The sequence below is a fragment of the Streptomyces sp. NPDC050842 genome (assembly GCF_044456565.1).
Classification (GTDB): Bacteria; Actinomycetota; Actinomycetes; order Streptomycetales; family Streptomycetaceae; genus Streptomyces.
On record NZ_JBITGA010000003.1, the window covers coordinates 19,975 to 42,757 of the forward strand.

The window sequence follows — 22,783 nt, forward strand, 5'->3', positions numbered from 1 at the left end:
GGCCGGTACCGTTTCTCCATGGGGAAGCACGGTAAGCATCTGGTCTGGGACTGGAACGGGACACTGCTCGACGACATCAGCGCGGTGATCGGGGCGTCGAACGCGGCCTTCGCCGAGATCGGGATCGAACCGATCACGCTGGAGCGATACCGCGAGCTCTACACGGTGCCCGTCCCGAAGTTCTACGAGCGGCTCATGGGGCGGCTGCCCACCGACGAGGAGTGGACCGTCATGGACGGCGCCTTTCATCGGCACTACTGGGTGCGGGCGGAGGCGTGCGCGCTCACGCTCGGCGCGGCGGAGCTGCTCGCCGCGCGGCAGGCCTCCGGCTTCACGCAGTCGCTGTTGTCGCTCGCGCCGCACGCGGAGCTGATACCGCTCGTGCGGCGCCACGGGATCGCCGAGCGCTTCGTCCGGATGGACGGGCGGGTCGGCGACTCGACCGACGGGAAGTCCGGGCACATGGTGCGGCACCTGGAGGCGCTCCGCGTCTCGGCGGACCGGGTCGTCGTCATCGGCGACGCGGCGGACGACGCGGTGGCGGCGGCGCACGTCGGTGCGAAGGCGGTGCTGTACACCGGGGGGTCGCACAGCCGGGCTTCGCTGGAGCGGGTGGGGGTGCCGGTGGTGGACTCGCTGGCGGAGGCGGTGTCCGTGGCGGAGGAGTTGGTGTAGCGCGCTCGCTGTAGCGCTGTAGCGCTGTAGCGCTGTGGTGCGGGACGGAGGGCCCGTGCGGGCCGGTGGGGTGCGCCCGGCCTTCGGCCAGGCTGGGGTTCCCACCCGCACCACCCATCCGACTTTGACGTCGACCTCGGGTCTTCCCGTGGGCGGCCGACCGCCGTCGGCGGCTGCCGCCCGGTACGGGGCGTGGGAACCGCCGCCGTCGCCCGCCGGGGCACCCTCCCCCGTCGGCCGCCGACGGCCGGTGGGGGGGCATGGGCAATCCCCACCGCCGTCGAGGGTGGCACCCACTGCGGGCCGTCGCCCGGAGGTGGGTGGGCACCCCCCGCCGCCGTCGCCCCGGCCGTGGGTGGGCGCCCGGGCTGCCGTCGCCCGCCGGTGGGTGGGCGGCCCCCGCCGTCGTCGCCCGGCCGTGGGTGGGCATCCGCCGGCCGCTGTTGCCCAGCCGTGGGTGGGCGCCCCGGCCGCTGTTGCCCAGCCGTGGGTGAGCCCCCCCCGGCCGCCGTTGCCCGGCGGTGGGTGGGCTTCCCCCGGCCGTCGTCGCCCGGCCGTGGGGTGACGTGGGAATCCGTCGGCGTCGGCGGGCGGTGGGGTGGGAGGCGCTTTCGTGGGTGTCAGGCCTTGGCTCGGAGGACCTTCAGGAATTCGCGCATCCAGGTCGGGTGGTCCGGCCAGGCTCGGGACGAGACCAGGAGGCCGTCGACCACGGCCGCCGCGTCCTGGAAGGTGGCTCCCGCCGCCTGCATGTCGAGTTCCAGGGCCGGGTACGCCGTGACCCTGCGGCCCTCCAGGCCGCCGACCGCCGCCGTCAGGAGCGGGCCGTGGCAGATCTGGGCCACCGGCTTGTCCGCGTCGAAGAAGGCCTTCAGGATCTTGCGGAGCTCCGGGTCGTTACGCAGGTACTCCGGTGCCCGGCCGCCCGGGATCACCACCGCCACGTACGCACCCGGGTCGACCTCCGAGAAGGCCAGGTCCGCGGGCCAGGTGTAGCCCGGCTTCTCGGTGTACGTGTCGAAGCCCGGCTCGAAGTCGTGGACGACGAAGCGGAGCTGCTTGCGGGCCGGGGCCGCGATGTCGACCTCGTAGCCCTCCTCCAGCAGCCGCTGGTAGGGGTACATCACCTCCAGCGACTCCGCCGCGTCCCCGGTCACGATCAGGATCTTCGCCATGGCTCTCCCAGATCACAGATGGTCGGTCTGTCGTGCTGTGCCCATGCTTGCGTACACGCTGCCTCCGGCGGGCCGGTTTGCCTAGAGGACACGTGTCGCTGTCCATAACGTCAAACTTGGCCCGCTCTTTTGTACGCATACGGCTCATGACGGTTCGGGGGGCGGGGGCGATAGGCTTTTGCCGTGATCAGCGCGATACGCCGTGGGGGCAGCGAAGCCCCCGGCTGCCGCCCGGACCGCGACAGCGGCCGGGTCGGCCCTGCGTTCGCCGATCCTTCCCGTCCGGACGCGCCACGCTCCGTGGCCGATAACGATCCGGGCATCTCTCATCCGGGCATAACGTCGTCTTCGACCGGAATCACCGCGTCGAGGCGTTGTGTCCTTTCTTCCACCGACGTCACGCAACGGCGCGCGACAGGAGTCAGAGGACATGCAGACCAAGCTGGACGAAGCCAAGGCCGAGCTGCTCGAAAGGGCCGCTCGGGTAGCTGAGCACAGCCCGGTCGGGGGGCGACTTCCGACGGGGCCGGAGGGTGCCGGGGAGCGCCCGGACCGGGACACCGTGCTCGAGTACCTCCAGCGCTACTACCTGCACACCGCGCCGGAGGACCTCGGCGACCGGGACCCGGTCGACGTGTTCGGCGCCGCGCTCTCTCACTACCGGCTCGCGGAGAACCGTCCGCAGGGCACGGCGAACGTGCGCGTCCACACCCCGACGGTCGAGGAGAACGGCTGGACCAGCAGCCACTCCGTCGTCGAGGTCGTCACCGACGACATGCCGTTCCTCGTCGACTCCGTCACCAACGAGCTGTCCCGCCAGGGCCGCGGCATCCACGTCGTGATCCACCCGCAGGTCCTCGTCCGCCGTGACGTCGCCGGCAAGCTCATCGAGGTCCTCGCGGCCCAGATCCAGGGCGAGCTGCCGCACGACGCGATCACCGAGTCCTGGATCCACGTCGAGATCGACCGCGAGACCGACCGCGCCGACCTCAAGCAGATCACCGCCGACCTGCTCCGCGTCCTGTCCGACGTCCGCGAGACGGTCGAGGACTGGGACAAGATGCGCGATGCCGCGCTGCGCATCGCCGAGGGCCTCCCGGCCGAGCCCACCGCCTCCGACCTGCGGCCCACCGAGGTGGACGAGGCCCGCGAGCTGCTCCGCTGGCTCGCCGACGACCACTTCACCTTCCTCGGCTACCGCGAGTACGCGCTCGTCAACGGCGACGCCCTGTCCGCCGTGCCCGGCACCGGCCTCGGCATCCTGCGCTCCGACCCGCAGCACGCCGGCGACGACGAGGGCCACCACGCGCACCCCGTCTCGCCCTCCTTCAGCCGGCTGCCCGCCGACGCCCGCGCCAAGGCGCGCGAGCACAAGCTGCTGATCCTGACGAAGGCCAACAGCCGGGCGACCGTGCACCGCCCCTCGTACCTCGACTACATCGGTGTGAAGAAGTTCGACGCGGACGGCAACGTCATCGGCGAGCGGCGGTTCCTCGGACTGTTCTCGTCCGCCGCGTACACCGAGTCCGTCCGTCGCGTCCCCGTCGTCAAGCGCAAGGTCCAGGAGGTCCTTGCGGGCGCCGGCTTCTCGCCGAACAGTCACGACGGCCGCGACCTGCTCCAGATCCTGGAGACCTACCCGCGCGACGAGCTCTTCCAGACCCCGGTCGACCAGCTCCGGTCCATCGTCACCAGCGTCCTGTACCTCCAGGAGCGGCGCCGGCTGCGGCTCTACCTGCGCCAGGACGAGTACGGCCGCTACTACTCGGCCCTCGTCTACCTGCCGCGCGACCGCTACACCACCCGCGTCCGGCTGCGGATCATCGACATCCTCAAGGAGGAGCTCGACGGCACCAGCGTCGACTTCACCGCCTGGAACACCGAGTCGATCCTCTCCCGGCTGCACTTCGTCGTCCGCGTCAAGCCCGGCACCGAGCTCGCCAAGCTGACCGACGCCGACGTCGACCGCATCGAGTCCCGGCTCGTCGAGGCCGCCCGCTCCTGGGCAGACGGCTTCGGCGAGGCGCTCAACGCCGAGCTGGGCGAGGAGCACGCCGCCGAGCTGCTCCGCCGCTACGGCAACGCCTTCCCCGAGGGCTACAAGGCCGACCACTCGCCGCGCGCGGCTGTCGCCGACCTGGTCCACCTGGAAGCCCTCGCCCGTACGGACAAGGACTTCGCGCTCTCCCTCTACGAGCCCGTCGTCGCGGGCCCCGGCGAGCGCCGCTTCAAGATCTACAAGACCGGCGATCCGATCTCCCTCTCCGCCGTCCTGCCGGTCCTCAACCGGCTCGGCGTCGAGGTCACCGACGAGCGCCCGTACGAGCTGCGCTGCTCCGACCGCACCCACGCCTGGGTCTACGACTTCGGTCTGCGCATGCCGGCCCCGACCGGCAACGGCGGCGACTACCTCGGCGACGACGCCCGCGAGCGCTTCCAGGAGGCCTTCGCCGCCACCTGGACCGGCGAGGCCGAGAACGACAACTTCAACTCCCTCGTCCTCTCCGCCGGCCTCACCTGGCGCGAGGCGATGGTGCTGCGCGCCTACGCCAAGTACCTGCGCCAGGCCGGTTCGACGTTCAGCCAGGACTACATGGAGGACACCCTCCGCAACAACGTCCACACCACCCGGCTGCTCGTCTCCCTCTTCGAGGCCCGGATGGCCCCGGAGCGCCAGCGCGCCGGCAGCGAGCTGATCGACGCGCTCCTCGAAGAGCTGGACGCCGCCCTCGACCAGGTCGCGAGCCTGGACGAGGACCGGATCCTGCGGTCCTTCCTCACCGTCATCAAGGCGACGCTGCGGACGAACTTCTTCCAGAGCGTCAGCGAGGGAAGCGGTAAGAGGGGCCAGAACGCGGTGGACGGGAAGCCGCACTCCTACGTGTCGATGAAGTTCGACCCGCAGGCCATCCCCGATCTGCCCGCCCCGCGCCCCGCCTTCGAGATCTGGGTGTACTCGCCGCGCGTCGAGGGCGTCCACCTGCGCTTCGGCAAGGTCGCCCGAGGCGGCCTGCGCTGGTCCGACCGCCGTGAGGACTTCCGTACGGAGATCCTCGGCCTGGTCAAGGCGCAGATGGTGAAGAACACCGTCATCGTGCCCGTCGGCGCCAAGGGCGGCTTCGTCGCCAAGCAGCTCCCGGACCCGTCCGTGGACCGCGACGCCTGGCTCGCCGAGGGCATCGAGAGCTACAAGACCTTCATCTCGGCGCTGCTCGACATCACCGACAACCTGGTCGCGGGCGAGGTCGTGCCGCCGGTCGGCGTCGTCCGCCACGACGAGGACGACACCTACCTCGTCGTCGCCGCCGACAAGGGCACCGCGACCTTCTCCGACATCGCCAACGGGGTCGCCGAGGCGTACGGCTTCTGGCTGGGCGACGCCTTCGCCTCCGGCGGCTCCGCCGGCTACGACCACAAGGGCATGGGCATCACCGCCCGCGGCGCCTGGGAGTCCGTCAAGCGCCACTTCCGCGAGCTGGGCCACGACACCCAGACCGAGGACTTCACGGTCGTCGGTGTCGGCGACATGTCCGGCGACGTCTTCGGCAACGGCATGCTGCTGAGCGAGCACATCCGGCTCGTCGCCGCCTTCGACCACCGGCACATCTTCATCGACCCGAACCCGGACGCGGCCACCTCGTACGCCGAGCGCCGCCGCCTCTTCGACCTGCCTCGCTCGTCCTGGGCCGACTACGACACGTCGCTGCTCTCCGCGGGCGGTGGCATCCACCCCCGTACCGCCAAGTCCATCCCGGTCAACGCGCAGGTCAGGGCCGCCCTCGGCATCGAGGACGGCGTCACCAAGATGACCCCGGCCGAGCTGATGAAGGCCGTGCTCCACGCGCCCGTCGACCTGCTGTGGAACGGCGGCATCGGTACGTACGTCAAGTCCGCGGTCGAGTCCAACGCGGACGTCGGCGACAAGGCCAACGACGCCATCCGCGTCGACGGCCAGGACGTGCGCGCCCAGGTCATCGGCGAGGGCGGCAACCTCGGCGCGACCCAGCTGGGCCGTATCGAGTTCGCCCGCGCCGGCGGCCCCGAGGGCCAGGGCGGCAAGGTCAACACCGACGCCATCGACAACAGCGCCGGCGTCGACACCTCCGACCACGAGGTCAACATCAAGATCCTGCTGAACGGGCTCGTCGCCGAGGGCGACATGACCGTCAAGCAGCGCAACAAGATCCTCGCGGAGATGACGGACGAGGTCGGCACGCTCGTCCTGCGCAACAACTACGCGCAGAACACGGCCCTCGCCAACGCCGTCGCCCAGTCGCCCTCGCTGCTCCACGCCCACCAGCGCTTCATGCGCCGCCTGGGCCGCGACGGCAGCCTCTCCCGGGAGCTGGAGTTCCTGCCCAACGACCGGCAGATCCGCGAGCTGCTCAACACCAGCCGTGGCCTGAGCCAGCCGGAGCTCGCCGTCCTCCTCGCGTACACCAAGATCACGGTGGCCGACGAGCTGATCGGTACGGAGCTGCCGGACGACCCGTACCTGCGCGGGCTGCTCCACGCGTACTTCCCGACGCTGCTGCGCGAGAAGTTCACCGAGGCCGTCGACAACCACGCGCTGCGCCGCGAGATCATCACCACGGTCCTGGTCAACGACACCGTCAACACCGGTGGCTCGACCTTCCTGCACCGCCTCCGCGAGGAGACCGGCGCGTCGATCGAGGAGATCGTCCGCGCGCAGACCGCGGCCCGGATGGTCTTCCGCCTCGGCCAGGTCTGGGACGACGTCGAGGCCCTCGACAACCAGGTGCCCGCCGACGTCCAGACCCGGATGCGGCTGCACTCCCGCCGGCTCGTCGAGCGCGGCACGCGCTGGCTGCTCAACAACCGGCCGCAGCCGCTCCAGATCGGCGAGACCATCGAGTTCTTCGCCGACCGGGTGGACGAGGTCTGGGGCCGGCTGCCGGAGCTGCTGCGCGGCGCGGACCTGGAGTGGTACCAGTCGATCGTGGCCGAGCTGACCGAGGTCGGCGTGCCGGAGGAGCTCGCGCTGCGGGTCGCCGGCTTCTCGTCCGCCTTCCCGATCCTCGACGTCGTCGCGATCGCGGACCGGGCGGGCAAGGAGCCGCTCGCGGTGGCCGAGGTCTACTACGACCTGGCCGACCGACTGCGGATCACCGACCTCATGGACCGGATCATCGAGCTGCCGCGCAGCGACCGCTGGCAGTCGATGGCCCGCGCCTCGATCCGTGAGGACCTGTTCGCGGCGCACGCCGCGCTCACGCAGGACGTCCTGACGGCGGGCAACGGCACGTCGAGCCCGGAGGAGCGGTTCAAGGCCTGGGAGGAGAAGAACGCGGCGATCCTGGGCCGCGCGCGGACGACCCTGGAGGAGATCCAGGGCTCGGACACCTTCGACCTGGCGAACCTGTCGGTGGCCATGCGGACGATGCGCACGCTGCTGCGTTCGCACAGCTGATCGTGACGTGAGGAAGGGCCCCGCCGGTGTTCCGGCGGGGCCCTTCCGTCATTCCGCCGCCGGGGTGGTGACCGTCGAGGTCCACAGGCGGCGGGCGGCGAGCAGCGCCGCCGCGAGGAGCAGGCCGTTGCGGACCGTCATGACGGTGAGGCCGGCGGGGGTGCCGGCGAGGACGTCCAGGTACAGGACGGGGTACGCGAGCGAGCTCAGGGCGGCCGCCGGGAGCAGCAGCAGGGCCACCGGGCGCATCACGGTGCTGCGGGAGGTCAGGCAGACGGCGGCGAGCCCGAGCAGCCAGATCATGTACTGGGGGCTGATGACCCGGCTGGTGACGGTGAACAGCAGGACGGCGGCGAAGGCCGCGTCGAGCGGGGTCGCGGGGGTCCAGCGCCGCGCCCGGACGCGCCAGAGCAGCAGCCAGCCGAGGGCGATGACGGTGAGCAGCAGGGCGAGGTGGCCCAGGCTGGAGACGTACGGGCCGACGTACTCGAAGGAGCCGTAGCGGAACTCGACCCGGCCCGGCCAGACGCCGGCGGCCCGGGCCAGCGCGAGGGCCGTGCCGCCCAGGGACTCGATCTGGATGCCGCGGTTGCCCTGCTGGCGGAGGAAGCCGAACGACCCGGAGAAGAACAGCGCGAGCGTGGCGACGAGGGCGACCGCGGCGGTGACGGCGGCGGTCCAGGCCTCGCGGGTGGTACGGCCCCGGGGGGTGCCGATCAGGACGAGCGCCGGCCACACCTTGACCATGGCGCCGATTCCGGCGAGCGCCCCGCCGAGCTGGTGGGCGCCCGTCGAGCGGGCGTTGACGGCGAGCAGGGCGAGGACGGCGAGGGCGGTGGTGTGGACGTCGTACCGCGCGAGGGGGAGGTGCAGGAGGAGCGGGAGGCCGCAGACCCAGTACCAGGCGCCGTGGGTGACGCGTTCGCTGTCGGCGCGGGCGAGGGCGAGGGTGATGACCGCGTCGGCGAGGAGGGCGAGCGCGACGAAGGCCTGGAAGTACGTGAGCGAGGGCAGGATGCCCGGGGCCATGATCACGAGGCCCGCGCCGGGCGGGTACTGCCAGGTGACGTCGCCGGGCGGGAAGGTGCCGGTCGCGAACTGCCCGTACCAGTGCTCGTAGAGGGCCACCTCGCGGCCGACCCCGCCGATGCCGAGGTCGTCGCGGAGGAGCAGCAGGAGCATGCCGACGCGGGTGAGGAGCCAGACGGCGGCGAGGGCGAGGGTGGGGCCGCGGCCGACCGTGACGAAGGTGGCGGAGGTGAAGGTGTCCGATGTGAAGGGGGACCCGGTCAGGGAGGGGGGAGGGGGTGCGGTGGCGGGTGGGGGCGCGGGGGGTGGTGCGGATGCGGGTGCGGCTGCTGGTGCTGGTGCCGGTGCTTTTGCGAGGGGAGCGGCGGGGGATGCGGGTGCGGCGGAGGGGCGGGGCTCGGTGGGTGACGGAGGGTCGTTCCGGGCCCGGCGGCGCGGCGGCTGCGGGTGATCGTTCGTCATCCCTCGGCACTCTAGTCCGGTATGCCCTATTTCTTGGGTGTTGTCGCCCTCGTACCCGTGTACTCCTCGTACGCCGCCACGACGTCCTTCGCCGGGCCGTCCATCCGCAGCGTCCCCGCTTCCAGCCACAGCGCCCGCTCGCAGGTCTCCGTGATGGTGGAGTTCGAGTGGCTGACCAGGAAGACCGTCCCCGCCTCCGCCCGCAGCTCGTCGATCCGCCGCCGGCTGCGCCGGCGGAAGCGCGCGTCGCCGGTCGCCAGGGCCTCGTCGATGAGCAGCACGTCGTGGCTCCTGGCGGCGGCGATGGAGAAGCGCAGCCGGGCCCCCATCCCGGACGAGTACGTCCGCATCGGGCGGGAGATGGCGTCGTCCTTCTCGTTGACGCCGGAGAACTCGACGATGTCGTCGTAGCGCTCCCGGACCTCCGCGCGACTCATGCCCATCGCGAGGCCGCCCAGGACCACGTTCCGTTCGCCCGTCAGATCGCTCATCAGGGCCGCGTTGACGCCGAGGAGGGACGGCTGACCCTGGGTGTAGACCTGGCCCCGCTCGACGGGCTGGAGGCCCGCGATGGCCTTCAGGAGCGTCGACTTGCCCGATCCGTTCGATCCGATCAGGCCGATCGCCTCGCCCCGGTACGCGGCGAAGCTCACGCCCTTCACGGCGTGGACCCGGCGGCCGGCCGGAGCCGTACGGCCCCGGCGCAGCATCCGGCCGAGGGCGGCGGTGGCGCCGCCGCGGCCGCCGGGATGCCCTCCGTGGACCGTGTAGGTGATGTGGACGCCGTCGACGACGACGGTGGGGGTGCGGGGGTCTTCCGCGTTCTCCGCGAGCTCGGTGGTCTTCGTGATCTCAGTGTTCTCAGCCACGGCCGTACGTCTCCTCCGCCTTCCAGAACCAGATGAAGCCGCCCGTGAAGGCCAGCAGGGCCCAGCCGGCGGCCAGCGCCCAGACGTGCGGCGGCAGCTGCGCCGCCGTGTAGCTCTCGATCAGCGCGAAGCGCATGAGGTCGATGTAGACCGCCGCCGGATTGCACTGGAGGGCCAGCGTCACGGCGTCCGGGAAGCGGCCGGCGCTCGCCAGGTTCTGGATCGACCACATGACGCCGGAGGCGTACATCCAGGTGCGCAGGACGAACGGCATCAGCTGGCTGATGTCCGGGGTGCGCGCCGCCAGTCGTGCCAGGGCGAGGGCCGCGCCGGTGTTGAACAGGGCCTGGCAGAGGAGCGCGGGGGCGGCCAGCAGCCAGCTCCAGGTGGGGAACTCGCCGCAGCAGACGAGGATCACGCCGAGCGTGGCGAGCGAGAGGAGCAGCTGCTGGAGCTGCTGGAGCGCGAGGGAGATCGGGAGGCTCGCGCGCGGGAAGTGCAGGGCGCGGACCAGGCCCAGGTTGCCGCTGATCGCGCGGGTGCCGGCCAGGACCGTGTCGGAGGTGAAGGTCCACACGAAGATGCCGGTGAGGAGGAACGGGACGTAGTCGGGGACGCCGTGCTTGGCGTTCATGAGGACGCCGAAGATCGCGTAGTACACGGCCGCGTTGAGCAGCGGCGTCATCACCTGCCACACCTGGCCGAGCCGGGCCTGGCTGTACTGGGCGGTGAGGCGGGCGGTCGCGAAGGCGGCGATGAAGTCGCGGCGGGACCAGAGCTGCCGGACGTAGGCGGGGAGCGAGGGGCGGGCCCCGCTGACGGTCAGGCCGTGGCGCAGGGCGAGCGCGCGGAGGTCCTCGGGCAGGGGCCGGTGCCGGTCTTCCCGTACGGGTGGGGCGAGGGTCGTGGTCACGCGGGCCGCTTTCGACGAAGGGTGCGGGTGTCGTCGGCGATGGAACGGGTCCGTATCGTCGCTACGGGGAGGTTAGGACGCTCGCACGTCGGAACGCAACCGTATCGTCGTGACGTCACCGTTGGTTAGGATGCCGTTCATGACCGAACCGACCCCCCGCCGCGCCCCCGCCGGAGCCGCCGTACTCCGCGAGGACGTGACCGAGGCCATCCGTGACGCCGTCTTCGAGGAGCTCGCGGCCGTCGGCTTCGCGCGGATGTCCATCGAGGGCATCGCGCGCCGCGCGGGCGTCGGCAAGACCGCCGTCTACCGGCGGTGGAAGTCCAAGCTCTCCCTCGTCCTCGACCTCGTCGGCGCCTTCGCCGCCCAGGGCGTGCCGGTGCCCGCCACCGGGTCCCTGGACGGGGACGTGCGCGCGCTCCTGGAGATGGCCTCGTACGCCCTGCGCCACCCGATCGCCTCGCAGGTCATCCCCGACCTGCTCGTCGAGGCCGCACGGCAGCCGGAGATCGCCGACGCCATCCGCGAGGCGCTGCTCGACGGCCAGCAGGGCGTCATGGCCCGGATCGTCCGCGAGGCCGTCGCACGCGGCGAGCTCCCCGAGGACACCGACCCGGCCGTGGCCCTCGACCTCGTCGTCGGTCCGCTCTACTGGCGCCTCGTCGTCGTCCGTACGCCGCTGCCCGAGGGGTACGTGGACGGGCTCGCGCGCGCGGCGGTGGCGGCGCTCAAGGCCTGAGGCCTGAGGCCTGAGGCCTGAGGCCTGAGGCCTCAGGCGCCGACCGCCGGGGAGCATGGGAGTACGGGGAGTGCTACTTCACCGCGCCCGCCATCACCCCGGTCGCGAACTGCCGCTGGAACGCGAAGAACACCGCCAGCGGCACCACCATCGACAGGAACGCCCCCGGCGCCAGCACGTCCACGTTGTTGCCGAACTGCCGGACCTGCTGCTGGAGCGCCACCGTGATCGGCGGCGACTGCGAGTCCGCGAAGATCAGCGCGATCAGCATGTCGTTCCACACCCACAGGAACTGGAAGATCCCCAGCGAGGCGATCGCCGGACCGCCGAGCGGCAGCACCACCCGCGTGAAGAGCCGCACCTCGCCCGCCCCGTCGAGCCGCGCCGCCTCCAGGAGCTCGCGCGGGATCTCCGCGAAGAAGTTCCGCAGCAGGAAGATCGCGAACGGCAGGCCGAACGCGGTGTGGAAGAGGACGACCCCGAGCGTCGTCTCGAAGAGCCCGACCGCGCCGAAGAGCTTCGACACCGGGACCAGCGCGACCTGCACCGGGACCACGAGCAGGGCCACCACCCCGAGGAACCACCAGTCCCGGCCCGGGAACTCCAGCCACGCGAAGGCGTATCCGGCGAACGAGCCGAGGAGGAGGACGAGGAGCGTGGCCGGGACGGTGATCAGGACGGTGGAGAGCAGCGATCCGGTGATCGTCCCGTCGGCGAGGAGTCCGGTGTAGTTCTCGGTGGTCAGGCGCGCCGGGGCCGTGAGCACCTCCCACCAGCCGCTCGCCGCGATGTCGGAGGGCGAGCGGAAGGAGGAGAAGAGCAGCCCGGCCGTCGGCAGCAGCCAGAACAGGCCGGCCAGGACGAGGAAGACGCGGACCGCGCCGCCGGCCGCGCGGGCCGCGATCCGGGAGGCGGGTGAGGTCTTCGAGGCGGGTGAGGTCGACGGGGTGGGTGACCTCGTCGCGGCGTGTGCGGGCGTCGGGGTGGGAGCGGGCGTCGGGGCGGGCGCGGTCATCGGCGGGTCTCCCTTCGGATGCGGCGGATGTTGACCGCCATTACCGGCAGCACCAGCAGGAGCAGCACGACGGCGATGGCCGAGCCGACCCCGAGGTCCGCGTCCGTGCCGAAGGACGAGCGGTACAGCTGGAGCGCGAGCACGTTCGCGTCGTCCTGCGCCGAGCCCGGTGCGATGACGAAGACCAGGTCGAAGACCTTGAGCACGTTGATCATCAGCGTGACGAGGACGACCGCGAGGACCGGGGCCAGGAGCGGGACCGTGATGCGGCGGAACACCTGCCACTCGTTCGCCCCGTCCACCCGCGCCGCTTCGAGGAGTTCGCGCGGTACGGCCGCGAGCCCGGCGCCGATCAGCACCATCGCGAACCCGGCCCACATCCACACGTACGCCCCGATCACGGCCGGCGTGACGAGCGAGGGGCCCAGCCACTCCACGCCGTTGTACTGCTCCCGGAAGTTGCTCGCGGGGAGGCGGAGTACGGCTCCGTCGGCGCGGTCGGCGGGCAGGGTGAAGGTGCCGTCGGCCGCGGCCGTGGCCGTGGCGACCACCGTGCCGTCCCGTACGGCCTCGATCCGCAGCCCGGCGAGGCCCTGTTCGGCCGGGTCGACGACGTTCGGCTTTCCGCCGCCGCCCTTGGTGAAGTCCAGCCAGGCCGTTCCGCTGATCGTGTCCGCGGCGGTCGGTGACGCGGTCGGCTCGCGGGCCGGGCGGGCCTCCTTCGGCATCCGGCCGGGAGCCACCCCGACGAGCGGGAGCCGTACGGGCTCCCCGGCGCGTACCGCCTCCTTGGTGACGTACGCGCCGCCGCCGGCCGCCGTGAGCGGGTGCACGGGGAGCGGCCGGGCCCTGGGGAAGCCCGAGGACTCGGCGAAGGTGTCGTGGACGCCGACCCAGACGGCGTTGGCGATGCCCCGGTCCGGGTCCTGCTCGTAGACGAGCCGGAAGATGATCCCGGCCGCGAGCATCGAGATCGCCATCGGCATGAAGACGACCAGCTTGAAGGCCGTTCCCCAGCGGACGCGTTCGGTCAGGACGGCGAACAGCAGACCGAGGGCGGTGGCGACCGCGGGGGCGAGAACCAGCCAGATCAGGTTGTTCTGTACAGCGGTGCGCAACGAGTCGTCGGTGACGAGCGCGACGTAGTTGTCCAGGCCCACGAAGGAGGAGCCGGAGCGGTCGAAGAACGAGCGCTGGACGGAGTACCCGATCGGGTAGACGACCAGCGCCCCGAGCAGGAGCAGCGCGGGGAGCAGGAACCCCGCCGCGACCGCCCTGCTGTTGCCGTTGCTCGTGCTCGTGCCCTTGTTCGTGCTGTTGCTGCGGGTGGCCTTCGGCATGCCGGGGCCTCAGCTCTTCGCGGCGGCCCGGTACGCCTTCGCCGCGTCTGCCTCCAGGCGCGCCTGGGCCCCGGCGACGTCCTTCGGGTTCTTCAGGAAGTCCTGGAGCGCCTTCCACTCGCCCTTGCCCGGGGTCCCGCCGAACGACTGCGGCATCTGGTCCGACATGTCGAAGCGGAAGTCGTCACCGGCGCCGATGAGGGCCTCGGCGATCTCGCGCTGGACGTCGTTCGGATACGCGGCCGGGTCCAGGTTCCTGTTGGGGGAGAGGAAGCCGCCCTCGGCCGCCCAGATCCTCGCCGCGTCCGGGGAGGCGAGGAAGGCGAGCAGCGCCTGCGCGCCCTTGGTGTCCTTCAGCGCCACGGCCGCGTCGCCGGCCGTCACGACGGGAGCGATGCCGCTGCCGACCGTCGGGAACGGGAAGGCCTTCGCGTCCGTACCGATCTTCGCCTTCGTCTGGGCGATGTTGACGGCCGCGAAGTCGCCCTCGAAGACCATCGCCCCCTTGGGCTGGTCGCCGCCCGTGAAGGTCTGGGTGACCGAGACCGGGTACTCGGTCTGCAGCGCGCCGCTGGTCCCGCCCGCGAGCAGCGCCGGCTTCCCGAACAGCTCGGCGAGCGTGGTGAGGGCCGCGGCGACGGACGGGTCGGTCCACTTGATCTCGTGCTTCGCCAGCTGGTCGTACTTGGCCGGGCCCGCCTGGGAGAGGTAGACGTTCTCGAACCAGTCGGTGAGGGTCCAGCCGTCCGCGCCGCCGACCGAGACCGGGGTGACACCGGAGGCCGAGATGGTCTCGGCGGTGGTGAGGAACTCCTTCCAGGTCTTCGGCTCGGTCGCGCCCGCGTTCTCGAAGACCGCGGTGTTGTACCAGACCAGGGACTTGTTGGCGGCCTTGAAGTAGACGCCGTACTGGGTGCCGTCGACCGCGCCGAGACTCCGCCAGCCGGGCGAGTAGTTCGCGGCGAGCTGGGCCTCGGCCTCGGGGCCGACCGGCTTCAGCCACTTCTGGGCGGCGGCCTGCTGGATCGCGCCGACCTGCGGGAGCATCGCCACGTCGGGCGGCGAGCCGCCGGCGATCTTCGTCCCGAGGAAGTTCACGATCGGGTCCTGGGCGGGCACGAACGTGACGGTCGCGCCGGTCCGCTTCTCGAACTCCTTGAGGACCTTGGTGAAGTTCTCCTGCTCGGGGCCCGTCCAGACGGCGGCGACCTCGATCTTCTCGCCCTTGAGGAAGGTGCCGGTCGTGGCGTCCTCCGGGCCCGGGCGGGCCTCGCCGTCGCCGCCCCCGCCGCAGGCCGCGAGGACCAGTGCGGTGAGCGCCGTGAGCGCCGTGGTGGTCACTGCGGCCTTGCGTGGACGAAGAGTTGTCCGCATCGCTGCCCCGTCTCCTTCGTGCGCGTCGCTGTCCCGTGCCGACAGGTCTACGCCGGATGCCGGAGCCCCCGCAATACCGCCTTCCGTGCCAAGTGGGCGATCGTAATGGCCTCGTGACGTGCCGTCAGGCGCGGGTGGCGGGCGCGAGCGGCGGTATCGGCGTCGCCTCGACCGAACGGGCCGCCCGGTCCAGGGCGCTCGCGAGGAGGGCCAGATCCGTCGGGCCGTTGCCCAGCTCGCGGACCGGGCGGCGGGTGGGCGGGTCGCCCATCCGCTCCCACTCCAGCGGGACGACCACCGGGCGGAGCGTCGCCGTCCGAGGGATGCGGCCGGTGACGCGGCCCGCCTGGAAGGGGGTCACGCGGCCGTCCGGATGACCGAGCCTGCCCCGCCCGGCCGCCGGTACGTCCGGGCCCGCGGCCACCGGGGGTGGGTCGAGCACGATCCGCAGCCGGGCCCCGTGGGCCAGCTCGGTGTCGGCGGTACGGTCCGGGCGGGCCGAGGTCGCGACGAGGTGCACCCCGAGCCGCTCGCCGTGCCGGGCGACGGCCTCCAGAGCCCGTACGACGGACCCGGCGGCCGGCCGGCCGGAGGCTCCGAGCGCGGGGGCGACCAGCGCGTCGAAGTCGTCGACGAGGACGACGAGCCGCGGCAGCGGCCCGGCACCCGCCGACCGGGCGGACCCGGGCTCTCCGGCGGCGGGCCGCGGAATCCGCACGCCGGCCTGGTCGCCTGCCCCGGACTGCTCGCTCGCGGGGTGCGGTACGCGTCCGCTCGGGTGGTCGGCGAGGTCGCCGTCGCCCGTGCGGAGAGTGCGGCTGCTCGGGCGGTCGTCCAGGGACCCGCCCTCGCGGCGGGGGAGCCGCCCGCTGGGCGTGTCGGCGAGGAAGGCGTCCCCGCCCCCGGACCGCGCCCCGCCGTCACGCGCCACGCGCCCGCTGGAACGACCGCCGAGGTCGTCCGCGCCGGGGTGGGGCACACGTCCGCTGGAGCGGCCACCAAGGTCGTCCGCGCCGGGGTAGGGGACCCGGCCGCTGGAGCGGCCGCCGAGGTCGTCCGTGCCGGGGTAGGGCATGCGTCCGCTGGAACGGCCATTGAGGTCGTCCGTGCCGGGGTAGGGGACCCGGCCGCTGGAGCGGCCGCCGAGGTCGTCCGTGCCGGGGTAGGGCATGCGTCCGCTGGATCGGCCGCCCAGGTCGTCGGCGCCGGGGTAGGCGCCCCGGCCGCTGGAGCCGTCGTGGAGGCTGCCGTCGCCCGTGCGGAGGGTGCGGCCGCCGGCGCGGCCGTTCAGGTCGTCCGCGCCGGAGTACGTGATCCTGCCGCTCGGGCGGCCGCCGAGGTCGCCCTCGGGCGTGCGGCCGCCGCGCGGGCTCGGGAGGGAGCCGATCGTGCCGTCTCCCGTGCGCAGGGTGCGGCCGCTCGGGCGGTCCGTCGGATCGCTCGCGTCGGACACGCGGACGGTCGCGCGGGCGCCCTGAGGCACGGACTCCGCCGCGCTCGGGGAGCGCTGGCCGATCAGCCGGTCGGAGGCGGCGGCGGGCGCGGTACGGGACCCGCGCCGGTCGGCGAAGTGGCCGTCGCCCAGGAGCTCCGCCCGGCGCTTCAGCTCGGCTCCGAGCGCCTGCGCGAACTCCCGCATCCGTACCGGGTCGGAGGCGACGAGGTGCTCGGTGACGTGCGGCAGCTCCGTACAGACCGCGAGGCCTTCGCCGCGGTCGCCGCCCGCCCCGTCCACGAGGAGCAGGCCAAGACGGTCCGGGCGGCCGCCGGCCGCGAGGGACGCGGCGATCGAGCGGAGCAGCTCCGTGCGGCCGCTGCCCGCGGGGCCCTCGATCAGCAGGTGCGGGCCCTCCTGGGTGAGGTCCACCGACAGCGGGCCGCGCGGGCCCGCGCCGAGCACGGCCGTCCCGTCCCCGGCGGAGGCCCAGCGGGCCAGCAGGGAGGCGGGTGTCGCCCGGGCGAGGCCGAGCTCGTCGAGCAGGCGCGCCGACGGGGGCAGTGCGGCGGCCCGGCCGTGCGGCGCCGCCGCCGTCTCCGTACGCAGCGGGGCGAGGGCCCGGCCGAACCGGTCGGCCCAGGCGACGGAGACCGCGTCGACCACGCCGACCGTGCCGTGGCCCGCGACCCGGCCGCCGGAGGTGCGGACCAGCCGCAGCGCCGTCGCCACGTCGCCGCTCAGGAGCGCGGCCGCCCCGCACTCGCGGAAGGCGAGGGACGCGGCGCAGGCGGCCTCGTAGGTGGCGGCCACCGGCGATTCCGGGGTGGCCGAAGGTGCCTCGGCGAGGCACAGGAGGTGGATGCCCGCGGCCGCTCCGGCGCCAGCGAGCCGCGCGACCGTCTCGCGCAGCGCGGCGGAACCGGGGTCGCCGTCGACGATCACGACCGTCGCCGCCCCGGTGTGGCGCGCGGCGGCGTCGGCGACGGACGCGCGGTCGGCGCTGGGCCAGCCGGGCCCGAGGGGACCGTCGTCGAGCCGCCGGGTCAGCTCGGTCGTCCGGGCGTGGGCCTGCTCGCGGTCGTACGCCAGGAGCAGGCGGCAGTCCTGGCCGTGGGCCGGGCGGACGTGCGGGAGCCAGCCGAGCCAGCCCCAGGCGCGGCGCCGCTCCTCGAGGGAGCGGTTCCGGTCGGCGCTGATCAGCACGATCTCCAGATCGGCGGGGGAGTGCAGGGCGGCGAGCTGGGCCACGACGGAGCGGGCGAGCCCGGCGAGCCGGTCGGCGGGGCCGGCGAGACCGAGCGAACCGGCCTCGCGCAGTCCGACGGTGACGGGCACTCCGGAGAGCTCGGCGCGGTCGGTCGTGCCGAGCCGGACCACGAGGGACTCGGCATGGTCCTGGGCCCGCTCCCAGAGGCGGGGGCCGGGGCCGAGGGCGGTGAGCAGGACGGTGGCCGGGTCGGGCCAGGTGTCGGCCACGGGGCCGGGGCCGGATCTGGTGCCGGCGCCCCGTCCGTCGGGGCCCGGACGGGCGCCGCTCAGGGCGCCGGACGGCGTGCCCGCGTGGGTGTCCGGGGCGGACCCGGAGCCGGCGTCCTGGGCCGGGAGGTCCTCGCGGCCGCCCGCGAGGCGCCTGGCCCACGCGCCGAGCCCCCGCTTCCCGCCCGGACGGCCGGGCGCCGGAGCGGGCTCCGTGCCCTGGCGGCGGGACTGCCGGGTCCTGCTGTGGGCCTCGCCGCCGGAGTGGTCGTGGGAGCCCTGGGGCTCCTCGGCGCGCGTGTGGCCTGCGGAGCCGGGGCGGTCGCCGTAGGGCTCGGCGGCGTACGGATCGGTGCGCGGATGCGCGTACGGATCCACGTACACGTCGTCGTGGCGGGTGTCCTGGGACGCGTGGTGAGAGGTGTCGTACGGGACACCTCGCGCGCCACCGTGGGTGCTGTCGTCGGCCGCGCGTCCCGAGGAGGCGTCGGGGCCGGCGGGCGCCGGCTTCCCGGCCGGTCCGCCCGTCCCGCCCGCGACCCGCAGGTGGCCCTCGCCGTCGGGGGTCGTCGCCACCGTCTCCGTACCGCCCGGTTCGTCGCCGGGGCCGGTCAGCCGGAGGGCGGACTCGCCGAGGCGCAGCAGGGAGCCGGGGAGGAGCCGCACCGGGCGGTCGCCGACCGGCACGCCGTCGAGCGTCGTGCCGTTCGTCGAGCCCAGGTCGGAGACGGTGACGCGGCCGTCGGCGCCGACGGTCACCGTGCAGTGCGCGCGCGAGACGTCCGGGTCGTCGAGCGGTACGTCGGCGTCGACGGAACGGCCGATTCTGATCGCTCCGCCGTGCAGCAGGTGGACCCCGCCCGCGTCCGGTCCGGCCACCACGTGCAGCCGGGCCGAGGCGGCCTCGCCGACCCGGTCGTCGGGGCCGGGGGCCTGGAGCGAGAGGACGGCGCCGTCGACGAGCGGGGGCTCGCCGAGCACACAGCGCCTGCTGTCGAGCCGGTCCCCGCCCGCGTAGAGCACGGTCGTGCCCGAGGCGGAGGTGTCGGGGCCGGTGACGGCGGCGGCCAGACCGGAGGCGACGGCGGCGAGCGCCGTCCCGGCGGGGGCCGTGACGAGCACGTCACAGGCGCGCCCGGCGCCGTGGCCGCCGTGGCTGCCATGGCCGGAGTGCGGCGCGAGGACGGTCAGCCGGATCTGCATCGCCGTCAGCGGTCCCTTCTGCGCGAGATGCCCGGCAGGGGAACCGCCCTGTGACTCCCCCCACCCGGCACGGACGCGTCGTCCGGTACAGGTCGGCACGGCGCGGGGGGCTCCCGACCCCACTGATGCGACGTGCTGTAGGCATCCTCGCACCTGCCACCGACAACCCGCCCCCGGGTCGGCAACAAGTGATCTTGAATGGTCGGCTGTGGTCCTAAAAATGCCTGGTTGGGCATGCCTTCGGAGCATGCCTGGCAACCACCGCGGTCCGCGGAGCGTCTTCTTCCGGACAAGTTCGGTGCGCGATCCGGCTGTGGACGACCGGCCTGTGACCCGTTCGGCGGCACTAAAGTGGGTCGGACACCCGGACGGGTCACAACAGAGGACAGGGACCCCGGGGACCCCACGAGACCACCCCAGGACCACGATCAGCAGGGAGCGCGTGACGTGCGGCCTATCGGCAGCAAGTACCTGCTCGAGGAGCCGCTCGGACGCGGCGCCACGGGCACCGTCTGGCGAGCCCGCCAGCGGGAGACGGCGGGCGCCGAGGCGGCCGTGGCCGGCCAGCCCGGCGAGACCGTCGCGATCAAGGTCCTCAAGGAGGAGCTGGCCAACGACGCGGACATCGTGATGCGCTTCCTGCGCGAGCGGTCCGTGCTCCTCCGGCTCACCCACCCGAACATCGTGCGGACCCGGGACCTGGTCGTCGAGGGCGACGTCCTCGCCCTCGTCATGGACCTCGTCGAGGGCCCCGACCTGCACCGGTACATCCGGGAGAGCGGACCGCTCACCCCGGTCGCCGCCTCCCTCCTGACGGCCCAGATCGCCGACGCGCTCGCCGCCAGCCATGCCGACGGCGTCGTCCACCGCGACCTCAAGCCGGCCAACGTCCTGCTCGCCGAGCAGGGCGGTCAGATGCACCCGATGCTCACCGACTTCGGCATCGCGCGCCTCGCGGACTCCCCGGGCCTGACCCGGACGCACGAGTTCGTCGGCACGCCCGCGTACGTGGCGCCCGAGTCCGCCGAGGGGCGCCCGCAGACCTCCGCCGTCGACATCTACGGCGCGGGCATCCTCCTGTACGAGCTGGTCACCGGCCGGCCCCCGTTCGCGGGCGGCACAGCCCTGGAGGTCCTCCACCGCCACCTCAGCGAGGAGCCGCGCCGCCCCTCGACCGTGCCGGGCCCGCTGTGGACGGTCATAGAGCGCTGCCTCAGCAAGGACCCCGACCGGCGCCCGAGCGCCGAGAACCTGGCCCGCGGCCTGCGCGCCGTCGCCGCCGGCATCGGGGTCCACGCCACGCCCGCCCAGATCGAGGCGGCGGACGGCGTCGGGGCGCTCCTCGCCCCGGACCCGGCGCCCGCGCCGGTCCCGGAGACCCCGGGGGCCGCCGACGCCACCCAGGTGCTGCCCAGCGGCGCCGGGAACCCGTTGCAGTACGACCCCGCCGCCGCGACCAGCGTGATGCCGACCAGCGGCCCGGCGGGCGTCGCCGACCCGACGGCCGTCATGCCCCCCGTACCGTCCCAGCCGCCGCAGTCCGAGGACCCGCACCCCTGGCAGAACCAGCTGCGCGCGGCCCGCGACCGCAACGAGCAGACGCAGGTGCAGTACCTCGACCCGAGCGAGGACCCGCTGCGCCGCCGCCCGCAGCGCCCGCAGCAGCAGGGCCAGCCCGGCCAGTACGGGCAGCAGGGCCAGCAGGGCCAGCAGGGACAGCAGCCCGGTCAGTACGGCCAGCAGGGGCAGCAGGGTCAGTACGGGCAGCAGCGGCCGCCGCAGCACCAGCAGCAGCGTCCGGCGCCGCCGCAGCAGTACCAGCAGCAGCACCAGCCGCAGCAGTACGCGCCCCCGCCGCCCCCGCAGCAGTACGCGCAGCCGCAGCAGCCGCCCCAGCAGCAGTACACGCCCCCGCAGCCGCCGCCCCAGGCCCCCGCGCCCCGCGAGCCGCGCCCGCCGCGCCAGCGCAGCGCGAACCCGATGCGGATCCCCGGCCTCGGCTGCCTCAAGGGCTGCCTGTTCACGATCGTCCTGTTCGTGGTCGCGGGCTGGCTCATCTGGGAGCTGACCCCGCTGCAGGGCTGGATCGCCGAGGGCAAGGGCTACTGGGAGGCCATCGGAGACGGCATCTCGACGGTCACGGACTGGATCTCCACGATCGGCGAGGCCACCGGCTCCGGGGGTACTACCGGCGGTACGGGGCAGTAATACTGCCGATTTATCGACTTCCGAAGGGTGATTTCCGTTCGGAAGTGACGACCGGCGGCTGCGGACGCGTAGCTTTGACGCGAACCGCAGCCGCTGAGGGAGCAGTCTTGGCACGGAACATCGGCAGCCGCTATACCGCCCACCAGATCCTCGGGCGGGGCAGCGCCGGAACGGTGTGGCTCGGCGAGGGACCCGAAGGGCCCGTCGCCGTCAAACTGCTGCGCGAGGACCTGGCGTCCGACCAGGAGCTCGTCGGCCGCTTCGTCCAGGAGCGCACCGCCCTGCTCGGCCTCGACCACCCCCGGGTGGTCAAGGTCCGCGACCTCGTCGTCGACGGCACCGACCTCGCCCTCGTCATGGACCTCGTGCGCGGCACCGACCTGCGCACGCGTCTGGACCGGGAGCGGCGGCTCGCCCCCGAGGCCGCCGTCGCGATCACCGCCGACGTCGCCGACGCCCTGGCCGCCGCGCACGCCGCCGGGGTCGTCCACCGGGACGTCAAGCCCGAGAACATCCTGCTCGACATGGAGGGCCCGCTCGGCCCCGCCGGCGCCCACCCCGCCCTCCTCACCGACTTCGGCGTCGCCAAGCTGATCGACACCCCCGGCCGCACCAAGGCCACCCGGATCATCGGCACCCCCGACTACCTCGCCCCCGAGATCGTCGAGGGCCTCCCGCCGCGCGCGGCCGTCGACATCTACGCCCTCGCCACCGTCCTGTACGAGCTGCTCGCCGGCTTCACGCCGTTCGGCGGCGGCCACCCCGGCGCCGTCCTGCGCCGCCACGTCACCGAGACCGTCGTCCCGCTCCCCGGCATCCCCGAGGAGCTGTGGCAGCTGATCGTGCAGTGCCTGGCGAAGGCCCCCGCCTCCCGCCTGCGCGCCTCCGAGCTCGCCGCCCGCCTCAAGGACGTCCTGCCGCTCCTCAAGGGCATCCCGCCGCTGGACGTGGACGAACCGGACTCGGAACCGGCTGCGGCCTCCGCATCGGAGCCGTACGAGGAGGACGCGTACGCCACCGGTCCGGGCGCCGGTGAGCCCGGTCCGCGCCGGGCCGCCGTCCCGCTCGTCCCCGGCGCCTCCGCCGACTCCAACCGGGACACCCACACCTCCATGCGGGTCCCGGCCCCCGACGAGCTCTCCGGCGGCCCCCTCGGCACCGCCCGGGCACCCCGCCCGGCGGGCGCCCGGCGTCCCGGCTCGGCCCGCCACAAGGCGGGCGTGGTCCGCAAGCGCCGGATCACCCTCGCCGTCGCGGCGGTCGTGGTCGCCGGAGCCCTCGGCGCCGGCGGCTACCTGGTGGCCTCCGGGGACGGGGACGCGCCGCCGCAGGACTCGAAGCAGTCCTCCCAGCCGTAAGCCGCAGACGCGGGGCCATGGGGGACAGCCGTACGGCCGTCACGGCCAAAGGTTCGGCTCCTTGCCCGGAGCCGTTAC

The 22,783-nt window shown here is 73.5% G+C and carries 13 protein-coding genes; 5 read left to right on the top strand and 8 right to left on the bottom strand.

The genetic code is table 11. The features are described from left to right. Nucleotides 1–18: 18 nt before the first annotated feature. Complete coding sequence (locus tag ACIBG6_RS09320) at nt 19–675, top strand: HAD family hydrolase (RefSeq protein WP_399221984.1); 657 nt, start codon at nt 19–21, stop codon at nt 673–675. A 620-nt stretch (nt 676–1,295) separates the two neighbouring features. On the opposite strand, the gene ACIBG6_RS09325 is transcribed toward ACIBG6_RS09320, so the two are convergent. After that, nucleotides 1,296–1,850 (bottom strand): DJ-1/PfpI family protein, encoded by a 555-nt coding sequence (locus ACIBG6_RS09325; protein ID WP_329623152.1) that lies wholly within the window; start codon nt 1,848–1,850, stop codon nt 1,296–1,298. Nucleotides 1,851–2,280: 430 nt separating this feature from the next. Here ACIBG6_RS09325 and ACIBG6_RS09330 point away from each other — a divergent pair, with 430 nt between their 5' ends. Continuing rightward, entirely contained in the window at nt 2,281–7,281 is a 5,001-nt protein-coding gene (locus ACIBG6_RS09330) for an NAD-glutamate dehydrogenase (RefSeq protein WP_399221985.1), read from the top strand. Between the two features lie 48 nt (nt 7,282–7,329). On the opposite strand, the gene ACIBG6_RS09335 is transcribed toward ACIBG6_RS09330, so the two are convergent. The 3 genes from ACIBG6_RS09335 to ACIBG6_RS09345 are packed head-to-tail and all read right to left on the bottom strand — an operon-like array spanning nt 7,330 to nt 10,554. Next, nucleotides 7,330–8,772, bottom strand: coding sequence for a glycosyltransferase 87 family protein (locus ACIBG6_RS09335; protein ID WP_399221986.1), 1,443 nt, complete (start codon nt 8,770–8,772; stop codon nt 7,330–7,332). A 26-nt stretch (nt 8,773–8,798) separates the two neighbouring features. Then, nucleotides 8,799–9,641, bottom strand: a complete 843-nt coding sequence (locus ACIBG6_RS09340) for an ABC transporter ATP-binding protein (RefSeq protein ID WP_399221987.1) — start codon at nt 9,639–9,641, stop codon at nt 8,799–8,801. Beyond that, nucleotides 9,634–10,554 (bottom strand): ABC transporter permease, encoded by a 921-nt coding sequence (locus tag ACIBG6_RS09345; RefSeq protein ID WP_399221988.1) that lies wholly within the window; start codon nt 10,552–10,554, stop codon nt 9,634–9,636. Before ACIBG6_RS09345 ends, ACIBG6_RS09340 begins: the two co-directional genes overlap by 8 nt. Before the next feature lie 139 nt (nt 10,555–10,693). Between ACIBG6_RS09345 and ACIBG6_RS09350 the strand changes: the two genes are divergently transcribed. Then, nucleotides 10,694–11,293, top strand: a complete 600-nt coding sequence (locus ACIBG6_RS09350) for a TetR/AcrR family transcriptional regulator (protein WP_399221989.1) — start codon at nt 10,694–10,696, stop codon at nt 11,291–11,293. 73 nt (nt 11,294–11,366) lie between these two features. Here the strand turns inward: ACIBG6_RS09350 and ACIBG6_RS09355 are convergent, their stop codons facing one another. The 4 genes from ACIBG6_RS09355 to ACIBG6_RS09370 form a co-directional block, all read right to left on the bottom strand. Next, a complete protein-coding gene (locus ACIBG6_RS09355; protein ID WP_399221990.1) occupies nt 11,367–12,308 on the bottom strand; it encodes a carbohydrate ABC transporter permease in 942 nt (313 codons plus the stop codon). Continuing rightward, complete coding sequence (locus ACIBG6_RS09360; protein ID WP_399221992.1) at nt 12,305–13,648, bottom strand: carbohydrate ABC transporter permease; 1,344 nt, start codon at nt 13,646–13,648, stop codon at nt 12,305–12,307. Before ACIBG6_RS09360 ends, ACIBG6_RS09355 begins: the two co-directional genes overlap by 4 nt. Nucleotides 13,649–13,657: 9 nt before the next feature. Next, nucleotides 13,658–15,022, bottom strand: coding sequence for an ABC transporter substrate-binding protein (locus ACIBG6_RS09365; protein ID WP_399221993.1), 1,365 nt, complete (start codon nt 15,020–15,022; stop codon nt 13,658–13,660). A 124-nt stretch (nt 15,023–15,146) separates the two neighbouring features. Beyond that, nucleotides 15,147–19,139 (bottom strand): FHA domain-containing protein, encoded by a 3,993-nt coding sequence (locus ACIBG6_RS09370; RefSeq protein ID WP_399221994.1) that lies wholly within the window; start codon nt 19,137–19,139, stop codon nt 15,147–15,149. Between the two features lie 447 nt (nt 19,140–19,586). Between ACIBG6_RS09370 and ACIBG6_RS09375 the strand changes: the two genes are divergently transcribed. Together ACIBG6_RS09375 and ACIBG6_RS09380 are read left to right on the top strand one after the other, a co-directional pair. Next, nucleotides 19,587–21,347 carry a serine/threonine-protein kinase gene (locus ACIBG6_RS09375; protein ID WP_399221995.1) on the top strand — a complete coding sequence of 587 codons (1,761 nt, stop codon included), beginning with the start codon at nt 19,587–19,589 and terminating at the stop codon, nt 21,345–21,347. 107 nt (nt 21,348–21,454) lie between these two features. Next, on the top strand, nt 21,455–22,705 hold the full coding sequence (locus ACIBG6_RS09380; protein WP_399221997.1) for a serine/threonine-protein kinase: 1,251 nt from the start codon (nt 21,455–21,457) through the stop codon (nt 22,703–22,705). Nucleotides 22,706–22,783 lie beyond the last annotated feature (78 nt).